This is a genomic window from Pseudomonas sp. NFACC10-1 (assembly GCF_900119195.1).
Lineage (GTDB): Bacteria > Pseudomonadota > Gammaproteobacteria > Pseudomonadales > Pseudomonadaceae > Aquipseudomonas > Aquipseudomonas cerasi.
This window is the reverse complement of sequence record NZ_FPJB01000007.1, coordinates 295,398-311,026: the sequence shown is the minus strand read 5'-3', so window position 1 is coordinate 311,026 and position 15,629 is coordinate 295,398. Positions and strand designations below refer to the sequence as shown.

Annotated in this window: 15 protein-coding genes; 10 read left to right on the top strand and 5 right to left on the bottom strand. The window is 61.2% G+C overall.

Features of this window, described 5'->3' with window-relative positions:
• Positions 1-53 precede the first annotated feature (53 nt).
• Complete coding sequence (locus BT119_RS20435; protein ID WP_072366842.1) at positions 54-917, top strand: DUF6279 family lipoprotein; 864 nt, start codon at positions 54-56, stop codon at positions 915-917.
• A 254-nt stretch (positions 918-1,171) separates the two neighbouring features.
• Here BT119_RS20435 and BT119_RS20430 read toward each other — a convergent pair whose 3' ends face one another.
• Positions 1,172-1,474 carry a hypothetical protein gene (locus BT119_RS20430; RefSeq protein ID WP_003349651.1) on the bottom strand — a complete coding sequence of 101 codons (303 nt, stop codon included), beginning with the start codon at positions 1,472-1,474 and terminating at the stop codon, positions 1,172-1,174.
• 183 nt (positions 1,475-1,657) lie between these two features.
• On the bottom strand, positions 1,658-2,995 hold the full coding sequence (locus BT119_RS20425) for a DEAD/DEAH box helicase (RefSeq protein WP_003431067.1): 1,338 nt from the start codon (positions 2,993-2,995) through the stop codon (positions 1,658-1,660).
• A gap of 288 nt (positions 2,996-3,283) precedes the next feature.
• Between BT119_RS20425 and BT119_RS20415 the strand changes: the two genes are divergently transcribed.
• From BT119_RS20415 to BT119_RS20385, 7 genes are read left to right on the top strand one after another with little or no spacing between them, the layout of a single operon-like run.
• On the top strand, positions 3,284-3,961 hold the full coding sequence (locus BT119_RS20415) for a thermostable hemolysin (RefSeq protein ID WP_072366840.1): 678 nt from the start codon (positions 3,284-3,286) through the stop codon (positions 3,959-3,961).
• A complete protein-coding gene (locus BT119_RS20410) occupies positions 3,951-5,432 on the top strand; it encodes an AMP-binding protein (protein WP_072366837.1) in 1,482 nt (493 codons plus the stop codon). The genes BT119_RS20415 and BT119_RS20410 overlap by 11 nt, the downstream gene beginning before the upstream one ends.
• On the top strand, positions 5,429-6,118 hold the full coding sequence (locus BT119_RS20405; RefSeq protein ID WP_072366835.1) for an iron-containing redox enzyme family protein: 690 nt from the start codon (positions 5,429-5,431) through the stop codon (positions 6,116-6,118). Before BT119_RS20410 ends, BT119_RS20405 begins: the two co-directional genes overlap by 4 nt.
• Entirely contained in the window at positions 6,105-6,914 is an 810-nt protein-coding gene (locus BT119_RS20400) for an SDR family oxidoreductase (protein WP_046271339.1), read from the top strand. The genes BT119_RS20405 and BT119_RS20400 overlap by 14 nt, the downstream gene beginning before the upstream one ends.
• Positions 6,911-7,552 (top strand): tetratricopeptide repeat protein, encoded by a 642-nt coding sequence (locus BT119_RS20395; protein ID WP_054082148.1) that lies wholly within the window; start codon positions 6,911-6,913, stop codon positions 7,550-7,552. Before BT119_RS20400 ends, BT119_RS20395 begins: the two co-directional genes overlap by 4 nt.
• Before the next feature lie 10 nt (positions 7,553-7,562).
• Positions 7,563-8,225 (top strand): response regulator, encoded by a 663-nt coding sequence (locus BT119_RS20390; RefSeq protein ID WP_003393295.1) that lies wholly within the window; start codon positions 7,563-7,565, stop codon positions 8,223-8,225.
• Positions 8,222-9,589 (top strand): ATP-binding protein, encoded by a 1,368-nt coding sequence (locus tag BT119_RS20385; protein WP_072366833.1) that lies wholly within the window; start codon positions 8,222-8,224, stop codon positions 9,587-9,589. Before BT119_RS20390 ends, BT119_RS20385 begins: the two co-directional genes overlap by 4 nt.
• Positions 9,590-9,628: 39 nt before the next feature.
• Here BT119_RS20385 and BT119_RS20380 read toward each other — a convergent pair whose 3' ends face one another.
• Together BT119_RS20380 and BT119_RS20375 are read right to left on the bottom strand one after the other, a co-directional pair.
• Positions 9,629-10,864, bottom strand: a complete 1,236-nt coding sequence (locus BT119_RS20380; RefSeq protein ID WP_032609191.1) for a HAMP domain-containing sensor histidine kinase — start codon at positions 10,862-10,864, stop codon at positions 9,629-9,631.
• Between the two features lie 11 nt (positions 10,865-10,875).
• Positions 10,876-11,565 carry a response regulator transcription factor gene (locus BT119_RS20375; RefSeq protein ID WP_003363397.1) on the bottom strand — a complete coding sequence of 230 codons (690 nt, stop codon included), beginning with the start codon at positions 11,563-11,565 and terminating at the stop codon, positions 10,876-10,878.
• Positions 11,566-11,781: 216 nt separating this feature from the next.
• On the opposite strand from BT119_RS20375, the gene bamA reads away from it, so the two are divergent.
• Both bamA and BT119_RS20365 read left to right on the top strand, forming a co-directional pair.
• Positions 11,782-14,154, top strand: coding sequence for an outer membrane protein assembly factor BamA (gene bamA / locus BT119_RS20370; protein WP_060708117.1), 2,373 nt, complete (start codon positions 11,782-11,784; stop codon positions 14,152-14,154).
• 119 nt (positions 14,155-14,273) lie between these two features.
• Positions 14,274-14,687, top strand: coding sequence for a hypothetical protein (locus tag BT119_RS20365; protein ID WP_003363403.1), 414 nt, complete (start codon positions 14,274-14,276; stop codon positions 14,685-14,687).
• A gap of 19 nt (positions 14,688-14,706) precedes the next feature.
• Here BT119_RS20365 and BT119_RS20360 read toward each other — a convergent pair whose 3' ends face one another.
• Positions 14,707-15,606: a LysR family transcriptional regulator gene (locus tag BT119_RS20360; RefSeq protein WP_024663471.1), complete on the bottom strand. Its 900-nt coding sequence runs from the start codon at positions 15,604-15,606 to the stop codon at positions 14,707-14,709.
• Positions 15,607-15,629 lie beyond the last annotated feature (23 nt).

Sequence of the window (15,629 nt, the reverse complement as noted above, 5' to 3'; positions counted from 1 at the left end):
AACTGCCAGACGCTACACTCCTCTACTGCACGTCAGTACGCCAAGGAGATGTCATGCAGTCTTTATTCAAAGCATTCGTCACGCTGTTGATGACCGTTGCACTGCTCGCAGGATGCAATCAGGTAGGACTGGCGTATCGCAACCTCGACGTGATCATTCCGTGGACGCTCAGCGACTACCTGGACATGAATTCGGAACAGAAAAGCTGGCTGGACGTGCGCCTCAAACAGCATTTGAGCTGGCATTGCAGCACCCAGCTGCCGGAATACCTGACCTGGCTGGACAAGCTTGAAGACATGGTCAAGACCGACCAGGTGACTTACGAAGGGCTGCAAGCCCGTACCAGCGAAGCCAAAGAGGCGATCGCCAAGATCTCGAAGGAAATCACCCCGTCTGCCGTGGAGTTGCTGTCGCGCTTTGACGACAAGCAAGTGCAGGAGATGCAGGAGTCGTTCGCCAAGGACCAGCGCAAGCGCGAAAACAAATACCTCGACCAGCCACTGGGGCGCCAGATTGCAGAGCGTGCCGACCGGATGGAGAAACGCGTGACGCCATGGGTCGGCAAGCTCAATCAGGCGCAGAAGGATCGCATTCAGGTGTGGTCTGCATCACTGGGCGAGCAAAACAAGGCGTGGATTGAAAACCGTACGCGCTGGCAGAACCTGTTCCTGGCCACGGTCCAGCAGCGTCAGGCCAGTGACTTCCCGCAGCGCATCGCCGCGCTGCTGCAGGACCGCGAGACGTTCTGGACCCCTGAATACCGCAAGGCCTACGACCAGACCGAGAAGGCTGCGATATCGCTGATCGTCGACATCACCGCCCTGAGCACCCCGGAACAGCGCGCCAAGCTGCTGAGCCGCATCGCCGACATGCGCAAGGACTTCACCGACCTGGATTGCCTGAAGTCGCAGAAGTAGTCCGCTAGCCCTATCACCATGACTATCGTGCCCATGCTCTGAAGTGGGCATGCCGTTCCGGACGCTCTGCGTTCTGCCTTGAGTGCGCGGCGCAGGATCGTGACGCAGAGCGTCACCCAATGCATTCCCACGCTGGAGCGTGAGGAACGATGGTCATTTCAGCACAACGATGACTATCGTACCCATGCTCCGCGTGGGTATGCCGTTCCGGACGCTCTGCGTCCTCAGAATCGGCATGTGCAGTGTCAGCGGTTTCAGGCGATCTGCGGCTTTTTGGCGATGGTGTCGAAGAGCGCGGGGTCAAGCGGGTCGCCGGCCTGCTCATTGAGCACCTGACGGGGGTGATCATTCCCCGGAATGCTGCTGTCGATCAAAGCCAGCAGACTTGCGCCGCGCTTTGTCAGCATGTACGTCGAGCCATCTCCGCCTTCCTCGCGAGGGCGCGGTTCGATGTAGCTGCGATTCAGCAGTGTCTCGAACTCAGTGGATGTCGATGGGGTGCCGTTGTTCTGCACATCGTGCAACAAACGCTCGATAAGGTCCCAGTTATAAGTCATTTTTCTAAACCTCCGTCCAGCATGGAATGATCACCCATGACCTCCAGCCACGGGCATGTGACTCAAAGGTGTGACCCGCGAGGTGTGTGACGGTTCAGAGAAGCTGGCGGACGGTGTGACGAGGCGTTGTCAGTACTGCAAAGAGGTCGATCGCCCCCGAATGCTCGGGAGCGATCACGGCAATCACTCGGCAGCCGGGGCCGGCGTGCTGCGTTTTTTCAGCGGGGCCATGCCGTCCTGGCTGACCAGGTCGGACTTGGGACGGTTGACCGTCTTGCGTTTGGTCGGCCCTTTGGCCGCGACCTTCTTCTTGTCGCCCTTCGCGTCGGTCTTTTTCTTCTTGACGCCTACTGCCTTGCCGGAGGCCTTGACCTTCTTCGGCCCGCCGTAGGTGCCTTTGACTTCCTTGATGACGCGACGCTCGAAGCTCTGCTTGAGGTAGCGCTCCACGCTCGACATCAGGTTCCAGTCGCCATGACAGATCAACGAGATCGCCAGACCGTCGCTGCCTGCGCGACCGGTACGCCCGACGCGGTGGACGTAGTCATCGCCGCTGCGTGGCATGTCGAAGTTGATCACCATGTCCAGACCTTCGACATCAAGGCCGCGAGCCGCCACATCGGTGGCGACCATGACTTTCGCGCCGCCTTGCTTGAGACGGTCGATGGCCGCCTTGCGGTCCTTCTGGTCCTTGTCGCCGTGCAGCACGAACGCCTTGTATTCCAGCGCCACCAGACGGCCATACAGACGGTCGGCCATAGCCTTGGTATTGGTGAAGATAATGGCTTTCTGGTAAGTCTCGTTGGCCAGCAGCCAGTTGAGGACCTGCTCTTTGTGCACATTGTGGTCGGCAGTGATGATCTGGTGGCGTGTGCCGGAAGCCAGTTCGCTGACGCTGTTCACTTGCAGGTGCTGTGGATCTTTGAGCACCTTGCCGATCATTTCCCGCAGGCCAGCGCCGCCGGTGGTCGCCGAGAACAGCATGGTCTGCTCACGACCGGCACATTCGCCGGCCAGACGCTCGACGTCTTCGGAGAAGCCCATGTCCAGCATGCGGTCGGCTTCGTCCAGCACCAGCACTTCAACGTGCTTGAGGTCCAGATTGCCTGCGTTCAACTGCTCCAGCAAACGACCCGGCGTGCCGATCAGAATGTCCGGCACCTTGCGCAGCATCGCGGCCTGAACCTTGAAGTCCTCGCCACCGGTGATCAAACCGGCCTTGACGAATGTGAACTGCGAGAAGCGCTCGACTTCCTTGAGCGTCTGCTGAGCCAGCTCACGGGTCGGCAGCAGGATCACCGCACGGATGTCGACGCGAACCTTGGCCGGGCCGATCAGACGGTTGAGGATCGGCAGCACAAATGCGGCGGTCTTGCCGCTACCGGTTTGCGCAGTCACCCGCAGGTCGCGCCCTTGCAGTGCGAGCGGAATGGCGGCCGCCTGCACGGGCGTAGGCTCGACAAATTTAAGCTCGGCCACAGCTTTGAGCAGGCGTTCGTGCAGGGCGAATTCGGAAAACACGGGTGCTACCTCGACGAAAAACAAAAATACAGCCGCATAGCGTAACGGTTTCGAGCGCCGGGGCCGAGTTTCTTTACCAACAAAGGCCGATTTTGTTTACCAACGGGCGCATAAAGGCCATTCGCAAGTTTGCCGGGCAACGCCGCAAACCCGCGCCTCGACCCTCTTTCCCCCCCCTCTTGCGCGCAAAAAACCGAAGGTCGTGATTTCTTTTTCTACCTTCAGATTCGGTTAAGAAAGCGCTTCGATACTCCACCCTACTCGCTGACCGGGGGAGGAGCCTCGCCAATGCCTGATATCGATTCGAACATTCGTCTACCGCTGAGTTTTGGCAATGCCGGGGCCCCCACCCTGACCCTCTTCCGCGCCTTGGCGCATGAACAGCCGCGTGAGCCTCTGGAACGGTTCGTTCAGCAACAATTTCGCAAGGCCCACAACGCCGACGTCAGGCAATTCATGCCGGAGCTTTTCGGGCTTCAGGACGGCAGCGGCGCGCTGTGTGCGGTTGCCGGCATTCGTCACGCCAGCGCCGGCACATTGTTTCTGGAGAACTATCTGGATGCGCCCATCGAACAACAGGTCAACGCTGCAGCAGGGCGACTGATCGAGCGCCAATGCATTGTCGAAGTCGGCAACCTGGCGGCCAGCAGTCTGGGCAGCGCCCGGCTGAGCATCATCACAGTGACCTGGTTGCTGGCGATGGACGGTTTCGAATGGGTCGCCTTTACCGGCAATGCGGCGCTGGTCAACAGCTTCAATCGTCTGGGCCTCAATCCGGTCACGCTGTGCACTGCCGATCCGGCACGCCTGGGTGAAGAACGTCACACCTGGGGCTCGTATTACGACTCACGGCCCAGCGTGCATGTCGGCGACATCCGTGCCGGTTTTCTGCACCTGAGCAGCATGGGCATCTTCGAGCGCTTTGGACTGCCACAGACACTGGAGCCTGATAGCCATGTCGCATGAACGTGAAGCCTTTTGGCAAAAACTGCAGACGCTGGCCGATGAGCAGCCCCGGGCCATCGCCCTGCAAGGCGAAGACCGGACGCTGGATTACACCGCACTGATCGAAGAGGTTACGCAGCGCCGCGAACAATTGCGCGTCGCCAATGCGCGGATCGTGGCGCTGCTGCTGGACAACAGCCCCGACGCCCTGCTCTGGGACCTGGCCGTGCTGTTCGAAGGCCTGAGCTGCGTGGCGCTGCCGCCGTTCTTCAGCGCCGCTCAACGACAACACTGCATGGAACGAAGCCAGGCGGACACGGTGATTACCGGATCGATCTTCGCCCAAGAGCTGCAGGCCTCTGATTACAGGCAACACGGCGCACTCTGGCAACGCCGCGCTGCCGAGCAACCGTACATGCCGGCGGGCACCGCCAAACTGACCTTCACGTCGGGCACTACGGGCACCCCCAAGGGCGTGTGCCTGAGCGCCGACAGCATCCTCAGGGTAGCTCGCGGGCTTCATGAAGCCAGTCAGTCGGTACATCCCGTACATCATCTGAGCCTGTTGCCGCTGGCGATCCTGCTGGAAAACATTGGCTGCTACGCGGCCTTGTATGCCGGCGCACGCATCAGCCTGCCGAGCCAGCAGGACCTGGGTATCCAGGGTGCCAGTGGCGTCGATGCGTCGCGTCTGCTGATGTTTTTACAGCAGCGCCGCCCGGACAGCATGATTCTGGTTCCGCAATTGTTGTTGCTGCTGGTGACGGCCTGCGAAGCGGGCGCGTTCGATGCGTCGATGCTGAGCTTCGCCGCAGTCGGTGGCGCACGCGTCAGCCTCGATCTGCTGTCACGCGCTCAAGCGGCGGGCCTGCCGGTCTTCGAGGGCTATGGTCTGTCGGAGTGCGCCTCGGTCATCACCCTCAATCGACCGGACGCGCAGCGTGCCGGCAGTGTCGGTCGCCCACTGCCGCACATTTGGCTACGGCTTGCGGCTGACGGCGAAGTGCTGGTGGCCGGCAGTCCGATGCTCGGCTATCTGGGCGACACGACACCCGCACCGGCCTGGTGGCCTACCGGCGATCTGGGTGAGCTCGATGCTGACGGCTACCTGTACCTGAAAGGCCGCAAGAAACATCAGTTCGTGACCAGCTTCGGACGCAACGTCAATCCGGAATGGATCGAAGCCGAACTGACCCAGAGCCACTGCATTGCCCAGGCGTTCGTGTATGGCGAGGCTCTGCCGTCCAACCACGCCCTGCTCTGGCCATCGCGCCCCGGCACCACTGACCTGCAGATCGAAGAAGCCGTCAACAGGGTCAATCAGGCGCTGCCCGATTACGCCCGCGTCACGAGCTGGACCCGTCTCGACGAGCCTTTCAGCCCGGCAAACGGCTTGTCCACTGCGAATGGCCGGCCTCGCCGCGAGGCCATTCTTGAACGCTACCAAACCCTTTTCACGCCCTCCAACCTGACCCAAGGTGCCTTGTCATGAGCTTTTTTCAGACCCTGCAGGATGCGACCCAGGAACAACGCGAAACCCTGTTCAACCTGCCGATCATCCGCCAGGCAACGGCCGGCCAGGTCAGCCTGGAAAGTTACCGGGCGTTTCTGACTCAGGCCTACTACCACGTGCGCCATACCGTGCCGTTGATGATGGCTTGCGGCGCGAGGCTGCCGTCACGCACGGAATGGCTGCGCGCGGCCGTCTGTGAGTACATCGAGGACGAATACGGGCATGAAAAGTGGGTACTCAACGACCTGCGTGCCTGCGGCGGTCAGGCTGACGCCGTGGAAAACGGCCAACCCGGCGCGCCTGTCGAACTGATGATCGCCTACCTTTACGACCTGATCGCACGTGGCAACCCGGTGGGCCTGTTCGGCATGGTCAATGTGCTGGAAGGCACCAGCATTGCCCTGGCTACGCACGCAGCAGACAGCATGCGCAAAGGGCTCGGCCTTGGGCCAGAAGCGTTCAGTTACCTGAGCTCTCACGGCAGCCTGGACATCGGCCACATGGAAACCTTCCGAAAACTGATGGACAAGGTCGACGATCCGGACGACCAACAAGCCGTGATTCATGCGTCGCGCATGGTTTACCGCCTGTACACCGACATGTTTCGCGAGTTGCCGGGCGCTGCGCTGACCGTGCACAAGGGGTCCGATCATGCGGCTGCCTGACGCGCACGTCGTTCTCACCGGTGCCAGCGGCGGCATCGGTCTGGCAATCGCCGAGGCACTGTGCAGCCAGGGCGCCAAGGTGCTGGCGGTGTCGCGGCACGTGCATCCGCTGCGTCAGTTGCTTGAGCTCTACCCGGCCAACCTGCACTGGGTCGAGGCGGACCTGTGCACGGCGCAAGGTCGTCAGCAAGTAGTCCGTGCGGTTGGCGCCGTGCCTGGCGTCAACCTGCTGATCAATGCGGCGGGCACCAACCATTTCGCGATGCTCGAGCAGCTGCCAGCCAGCGACATCGATTCCATGCTGACCCTCAACGTGCATGCACCGATCCAGTTGACCAGCCTGATGCTGCCGGTGCTCAAGCAGGCCAGCGAAGCCATGGTGGTCAACGTCGGTTCTACCTACGGCTCCATCGGCCATGCCGGGTATGCCACCTACTGCGCCAGCAAGTTTGCGTTGCGAGGGTTTTCCGAAGCGCTGCGTCGCGAGTTGGCCGACACCCGGGTGGGCGTACTGTACGTCGCCCCGCGTGCCACCCGGACCAGCATGAACAGCGCCGCAGCACAGGCACTGAACGACGCGCTGAGTTCGGCAGTCGACGACCCGCAAGACGTTGCCCAAGCGGTGCTCCAAGCCATTGCAGGTAACCGCAGAGAGCTTTACCTGGGGTGGCCGGAGCGTTTTTTCGTCAGGCTCAACAGCCTGTTGCCGACCCTCGTGGACCGCGGCCTGCGCAAGCATCTCCCGTTGATCCGCCACCACAGTTCACCCATTGCGCAAGAGAAGCACATACCATGAAAAGAATCGCTTTCGTCGTCATGAGCCTGATCAGCCTGCCGCTCTGGGCACTCGATGCACCCGACCAGCAACGTCTGGCCGGTATCCAGAAAGAATGGGCGCATATTCAGTACGGCCTGCCCGAGAAGCAGCGTGTCGACGCATTCGAGAAGCTGGCCACGCAAACCACGGCCTTCACTCAGGATCGTCCCGACGCAGCAGAAGCGTGGATCTGGTCGGGTATCGTCACCAGCAGTTGGGCCGGGGCACAAGGCGGCCTTGGCGCGCTGGGCAAAGCCAAACAGGCAAAGGCCGACCTGGAAAAGGCCATGACCCTCGACGCCAATGCCTTGCAAGGCTCGGCCTACACCAGCCTGGCAGCGCTGTATGACAAAGTCCCCGGCTGGCCGATAGGCTTCGGCGACTCGGCCAAGGCCGGGCAATTGCTGGAGCAGGCGTTGAAAATCAACCCGAACGGCATAGATACGCTATTTTTCTCGGCGCAACATCAGTTCGATCAAGGCAACTATGCTCAAGCACAGCAAGCCCTGAACAAGGCGTTGCAGGCAACCCCCCGTCCGGGCCGTGAAGAGGCCGACGCCGGGCGCAGGAAAGACATTCAGTCGCTGCTCGCCAGCGTGAACAAGAAGCTCAACTGACGGAGAGACCATGCGTCTGCTGCTTATCGAAGACGACGTTGCACTGGGCGAAGGCATTCAGCAGGCACTCAGCCGGGAAGGCTACACGGTTGACTGGATAAAGGACGGCAGCAGCGCCCTGCATGCCCTGCTCAGCGAGAGCTTCGATCTGGCCATTCTCGACGTCGGCCTGCCGACGCTGAGTGGTTTTGAAGTGTTGCGTCGACTGCGTCACAGCGGCTCGACGCTGCCGGTCATGATCCTGACCGCACGCGACGCCACCGAAGACCGGATTATCGGCCTGGACAGTGGCGCTGACGATTATCTGGTCAAACCCTTCGATGTGTCCGAGCTGAAAGCCCGCTTGCGGGCCCTGCTACGCCGGAGTGCCGGACGCGCCAAGGTGCTGATCGAACACAACGGCATCCGTCTGGACCCCAGCACGCAACAGGTCAGCTATCACGATGCTGCAGTTGCGCTGACGCCCAAGGAATACCAATTGCTGTATGAATTACTCTCGCCACCAGGCAGGGTCATGACCCGCGAACGGCTGATGCAGCTGCTCTATGGCTGGAACGAAGAGGCCGAAAGCAACACCCTCGAAGTGCACATTCACCATTTGCGCAAAAAGTTTTCCAGCACCCTGATCCGTACCATTCGAGGCGTGGGTTACCTGGTGGAGGAGCGTTCTTGAAGTCGATACGCCGCCGCACACTGACACTGATCATCGGCCTGCTGCTGTGTGGTCTTCTGGTCCTGACGCTGTTCAACGTGCATGACAGCAATCACGAAATCGCAGAAATCTACGATGCCCAGCTGGCGCAGAACGCGAGGCTGCTGGAAGGCGTGATGCGCATGCCCATGGAGCGCAAGGAACACGCGCAGCTCTATCAGGCCTTCAATCAGGCGCTCGCCCAGGCCGAACCGCGTGTGGACGGCCACCCTTACGAGGGCAAGATCGCCTTTCAGGTCTGGGACAAGGACAACAATTCGCTGGTACACACCGCCAGCGCCCCGACCTTCACTCATCCGCCACAGAGCACCGGGTTCAGTGATTTCAATGACATGACCGGCCATCAATGGCGAGCCTTCGTGCTCAGGGACCAACAGCACGGGCTGCTGGTCTGGGTCGGTGAACGCGATGACGTGCGCTCGGATCTGGTCAACCGCATTGTGCGTCACACGGTCTTGCCGAACCTGATCGGCAGTCTGGTGCTGATGATCGCCATCTGGCTGGCGATCCGCTGGGGGCTGAGGCCACTGGCCGATTTCGCCAATACCCTGCGCGGCCGTAACGCCGGTTCTCTGCACCCTCTGCAACTCAACGCCCTGCCCGCTGAGCTGGAGCCCATGCAGGCCGCCCTGAACCGCCTGCTGGGGCAGATTCAGGACCTGCTCAAACGCGAGCGACGCTTCATTGCCGATGCGGCCCACGAAATGCGCACGCCTCTGGCGGTCCTGCGGGTGCACGCGCAAAACGTCCTGGAAGCGCACAACGAAGAGCAGCGGCAACAGTCGCTGGGCTACCTGATCATCGGCGTGGGCCGTACGACGCGGCTGGTCAACCAGTTACTGACCATTGCGCGTCTGGAGCCCGGCCCTTCGCCAGCGGGCAAGGTAGCGGTGGATCTGGTCAGCGCCGTGCGCGACAGTCTGGTGCAGCTGACACCGTGGGTGCTGAGCAAGCATCTGGAGCTGTCCTTTGAATGCACTGAAGCCAGCCGCGAAGTCATGGTCGACTTCCCCGCGCTGGACATTGCCTTGCACAACCTGATCACCAATGCCGTCAACTTCTCACCCGAAGGTGGCCAGGTCACGGTGGGGCTGACGTTCAGTGAGCATTGCTTCCGGCTCAACGTCGACGATCAGGGCCCCGGTATCGACGAGCAGGAGCGCGAGCGCTTGTTCGAGCCGTTCTACAGCCGTGGCAACGATCAAGGCGTGGGTCTGGGACTGGCCATCGTGCAGAAAGTCGCGCTATTGATGGGTGGCAACGTGAGCCTCGACAATCGTCCGCAGGGTGGGCTCAGGGCCAGTCTGCAGGCGCCGCTGCGCTGAGCATTGAGCAACGCGCCGAGGGACGGTCATCGAGCGCAGTCACGACACCGGCAGCAGTACATCGACCACCAGACCGCCGCCCGGCCGATTGCGTGCGGCGATCTGCCCGCCGTGCATTTCGATAGCCCGCAGGGCGATGGCCAGGCCCAGACCAAAGCCCTGCGCGGCATTCTCCGGACCGCGCTCGAAGGGCTGGAAAATCCGTTGCAGACACGCCTCGTCCACACCTGGCCCCTGATCGATGACATTGACCATCAGGCACAGCGGCTGGGCCTGAACGTTGGCGACCACCACCACATCCGTGCCGACCGCCGTGTGGCGAACGGCATTGCGGATGACGTTTTCGAAGGCCCGATAAAGTAATTCGCTGTCGACCTGGGCGACGAAAGATCCGGGAGCCTGCAGCCTGACCCGACACTGCTTCAGTCCGGCCTCGAATTCGGCATCTTCGACGATGGCTGCCAGCAGGCTGATGACATCGACCTGGTCGCGCGTCAGGCTTTCGACATCGCTCTGCATGCGCGCCAGGGTCAGTAATTCTTCGATCAGTGAGTCCATGCGCTCCGATTCGCGCTCGATGCGTTCGAGCATGTCCAGTTGGGTCGGCTCCTGGCGCAGCAGGCCGATGGCGGCACTCATGCGCGTCAGCGGCGAACGCAGCTCATGGGAAATGTCATGCAGCAGTTGTTGCTGGGAGTCGGCCATGACCTTGAGCTGATTGGCCATGCGGTCGCAATCCTCGGCGAGGTCGACGATTTCATCGCGCCGGCGGCCCATGTCGGGTTTCACCCGTGTGTCGAAACGGCCTCTGGCGACCTTGCCCATCGCCTCGCGCAATTTAATCAGCGGTGCCACCAGATAGCTGCTGAGAAACCAGCTGAACAGCGCACTCATGACCGTGCCGGTGATCAGCGGATTGAGGTGAGAGGGTTGATCGTCATGGTTGGGGCGCTGGGTAGAGCGGATATGCACGAGTGCGCCTTCGCGCGTACGCACGGCGAGTTCGAAGCGAGGGTTTTCCAGCGAATCGCCCGCCAGCAGCATCCCCTGGCTGTCGTACAGACCGACCTTGCTGTGACCCTCCGGCTGCCAGGCATCGAGCAACGCCTGCCCTGCGGCAATGCCCGAGCGCTGCAAAATGCGCACTTCGTTGTCGAGCACCGTGCTGAACGAGGGATCGCCACGCCCCGACTGGGTGAACATGAACAGGCCGGCACCGACCATGAAGGTCAGGCTGGTCGCCAGCCAGAACGCCAGGAACAGTTTCCAGAACAACCGGCTCGGTCTCATGGCGTGATCAACATATAGCCCAGATTGCGCACGCTCTGTATCCAGCTCTGGTTATCGTTGCGCGGGCCGAGCTTGTGGCGAATGCTGCTGATGTGCACGTCGATACTGCGATCGTAGCGGGCCAGCGGCCGTCCCAGCGCGTTCATCGACAGGTTCTGTTTGCTGACCAGTTGCCCGGCATGCCGCGCCAGCTCTTCGAGCAGGCAGAACTCGTTGCCGGTCAGTTCAAGCGTCACGCCCTGCCAGCGCGCTTCACGCTTGCCTGGCCAGAGCATCAGCTCTCCGGCCTGAATCACCTCCCGGACCGTCTCGATCACCGGCACCGCACGCACCCGGCGCATGATCGCCCGCAGACGCGCCACCAGCTCACCCGGAGAGCTGGGCTTGGGCACGTAATCGTCGGCGCCCAATTCCAGACCGGAAATACGGTCGATATTGTCGCCGCGGGCGGTCAGCAGAATCACCGGCACCTGGCTTTGCGCGCGGATCCGCCGCAGCACCTCAATGCCGGAGATGCGCGGCATCATGATGTCCAGCACGACGATGTCGTGACGCCCGGACAAGGCTTCAACCTCGCCCTCTTCAGCGCTGTTGGTGCAGGTCACGTCGAAGCTTTCACGGGTCAGGTACTGGCTGAGCATTTCCGTCAGTTCCCGATCATCGTCGACAAGCAATACGGAAGTCATGGCAGGCCCTTGATTGGTAGTTGCCGATTATCCCGGCGCTGCTGCGGCGTGTCAGCCGGGCTCGTTGATCTTTACCTAACCTTACACGGCGTTAACCGTCCCCAACATGCCCTCCCCCTATGCTGCGCAGCCAACAGCGCCCGCCGGACCGGCCCTTTCTGGCGTGTCATCGGCAGCGCTCAAATGCCTTTGTCGCAGCTTTCTGGAAAGGGTTTGATGATTTCTTCGCGTCTGCTTCTATCGTTCTGCCTGTTATTCAGCGTCCCGCTGGTACACGCCGATACTTTTGCCATCTCGGACATCCGCGTCAACGGCCTGCAACGCGTATCTGCCGGCAGCGTATTCGCTGCGCTGCCGCTCAATGTCGGCGATCAGGCCGATGAGCAGCGTCTGGCCGACGCGTCGCGCTCACTGTTCAAGACCGGTTTCTTTCAAGACATCAACGTTGCACGCGATGGCAATGTGCTGGTGATCAATGTAGTCGAACGCCCTTCTATCGCCAGTATCGAGATTGTCGGCAACAAGGTCATCAGCACCGACGACCTGATGAAGGGGCTCAAGCAGTCGGGGCTCAGTGAGGGCGAGATATTCCAGCGCGCCACGCTTGAAGGCGTGCGCAATGAACTGCAACGCCAGTATGTCTCCCAGGGCCGCTACAGTGCCTCGGTCGATACCCAGGCGCTGCCTGCACCACGCAACCGCATTGCCCTGAAAATCACCATCGACGAAGGGACGGTGGCGTCGATCCAGCACATTAACGTGGTCGGCAACACCGTGTTCTCCGATGAACAACTGGCTGATCAGTTTCAGCTCAAGACCAGCAACTGGCTGTCGTTTTTCAAGAACGATGACAAGTACGCCCGCGAAAAACTTTCCGGCGACCTGGAACGACTGCGCTCCTGGTACCTGGACCGCGGCTACATCAACATGGATATCAACTCGACGCAGGTATCGCTGACACCTGACAAGAAAGGCGTGTTCATTACCGTCAACATCACCGAAGGCGACCGGTATACCGTGGGCAGCGTCAAACTGGGCGGCGACCTGAAAGTGCCGAAGGACCAGCTCGAACAACTGATTCTGGTCAAACCGGGTCAGGTGTTTTCACGCAAGGTCATGACTGACACCACCAACCTGATCACTCGTCGTCTGGGCAACGATGGCTACACATTCGCCAACGTCAATGGCGTGCCGAAAGCCAACGAGGCCAATCACACCGTCGATATCAGTTTCGTGGTCGACCCCGGCAAGCGCGCCTACGCCAACCGCATCAACTTTCGCGGCAACACCAAGACCGCCGATGAGGTGCTGCGCCGTGAAATGCGTCAGATGGAAGGCGGCTGGGCCTCGACCTACCTGATCGACCAGTCGAAGGTGCGCCTGGAGCGTCTCGGTTTCTTCAAGGAAGTGAACGTCGAAACACCAGCAGTCCCCGGCACCGACGATCAGGTGGACATCAACTACGCCGTCGAAGAACAGGCCTCGGGCAACATCACCGCCAGCGTGGGCTTTTCGCAAAGCGCCGGGCTGATACTGGGTGGCTCCATCTCGCAGAACAACATCCTCGGCACCGGCAACTTCGCCAGCCTTGGCATGACCCGCTCCGAGTACCAGACCAAGTACAACTTCGCGTTCACCAACCCGTACTTCACGCCTGACGGGGTGAGCCTGGGCTACAACGTTTTCTACAACGCGACCGACTACAGCAAGTACTACGACGATGACGACGAGGTCTCCTACTATTCGCTCAACAGCGTGGGCGCCGGGGTCAACCTCGGCTATCCGATCAGCGAAACATCGCGCCTGACCTACGGGCTGTCGATCCAGCGTGACACCCTCGACGCCGGCAGCTACAGCGCTGACGAGATCTACGACTTCATCGAGCGCGAGGGGGATGCGTTCACCAACCTCAAGGCCAGCGTCGGCTGGTCGGAATCGACCCTCAACAAAGGCGTACTGGCCACCCGCGGTCACTCGCAAAGCCTGACCCTGACCAGCACCGTGCCGGGCAGTGACCTGCAGTTCTACAAACTCGACTACAACGGCCAGACCTTCCTGCCGCTCAGCGACACCACCTCGCTGCGCCTGCATACCAAACTCGGCTACGGCAACGGTTACGGCGATACCGACGGCCTGCCCTTCTACGAAAACTATACGGCGGGCGGCCAGGCCACGGTGCGTGGCTTCAAGGACGGCACGCTGGGGCCACGCAATACCCCCGCCACCGGCACCTACGCCAGTCAGGGGCAGATCTACTATTCCGACCGCGACACCGAAGCCCTGGGCGGCAACATCCTGATCACCGGCGGCATGGAATACCTGTTCCCGATGCCCTTCGTCAAAGACCAGAAATCCCTGCGCACCTCGCTGTTCTGGGACTTCGGCACGGTTTACGCGGACAAGTGCTACCTGACCACCACGCAGAACTGCGGCAACATCAATATCGACCAGATGGCCAGTTCGGTCGGCGTCGGCGTGACCTGGTACTCGCCGCTCGGCCCCCTGAGCTTCGACCTCGCCGTGCCGATCAAAAAGCCCGAAGACGCCGAGACCCAAGTGTTCCAGTTCTCGCTGGGCCAGACCTTTTGAGGCGGAGCTTTTACAGCATGAACAAGGCGGTCTTTACCCAGCATTACCTGGCCCGGACCGCGCTTTACATCCCGTCGTTGAATACTGCCTGCACTACTCATCAGGTCAGGAGTCGTTACATGAGCCGCGAAGTCAGACAGATCACCCCCGATGTGCAGGAAATCATCCAGCACGCCTTGCGCTCACTGCTGGGCAAAGGCTTCGTCATCGCGCTGTTCGGCAGCGAGGATGCAACCGGGGCCATGCACTACCACCTGCGTATCGACCACGACGCCACGGGGCTGGGCATCGAGCATCACGACAACGTCGAAGACGGTTTCATCGACGATATCTTCATGCTCGCCACCCGCATGAAAGCCATGCTCAAGCACCGCGAAACCCTGTCTCGCATGCACGGCGGCAGCCAGGCGACGGGTCAGGTGCGGCTGCTGACCTGGATCACCGAGGACAACAGCCAGACAGTCACGCAAACCGCCGAGGCTGCGGGGCGCGAGTGTTTGAGTGCGTTACGCGAACGCAGGCTGCGGGCTTGAATCATGAGCGCCGCACGGCTCAATCAATGGCCGAAGCCATCAGTTCTCGTAACCACATATGAGCCGGATCACGGTGCAAACGCTCAGGCCACAGCATGAGCATTTCAAACCCGGGAATCGAAAGCGGCGGTTCCTGAACCACGAGCGTCGGCTGGGCGCGCACCAGCCGTTCGGGCACCACTGCAACCAGATCGCTGCTGGTCAGTGCAGACACCAGCGAGCCGAAATGCGGCGCCGACAACACGACCCGTCTGCTTAACCCCTGCGCCGCCAGGGCCTGATCGGTGCTTCCGGCGAACCCGCCGCCGTTGGGAGACATGACCGCATGCTCCAGCTCACAGAAACGTGTCAGCGATACGGGCTGCGCAAAATCCGGATGATCATGCCGGGCAGCAAGCACATAACGTTCATGGATCAACGACCGCTGACGCAGCTTGGGCGGCGCCTCATCGCGGGTGTGCAACGCCAGATCCAGTCGACCGCTTTCTAGATCCGCGGCAAGGCTGACCGGGTGCTTGTTCAACAGGGCCAGGCGCGTACCCGGAGCACTGCTGCGCAACCTGCCGAGCGACGGCCATATCAACGCGATGGTCGCGTAGTCGCTGGCGGCCACGCGCCAGGTGTGATCGGCCTTTGCCGGGTCGAAATCCCGGCCGGGCAGCAAAGCGGACTCCAGCGCTGCAAGCGCCTGCCTGAGCGGTTCGCGCAGTTGTTCAGCCCGCGCAGTCGGGGTCATGCCCCGCGGTCCCGGCAACAGCAATGGATCATCCAGTACCTGCCTCAGCCTGCCCAATTGCAGGCTGACCGTCGGCTGAGTCAGGTTCAGCCGATGCGCCGCGCGGGTCACGTTCTGCTCCGAGAGCAATGCATCCAGCGTGATCAGCAAATTGAGGTCGATACGCCGCAAGGTATTGTTCATGCACATACCCAGTGTATGGGAGA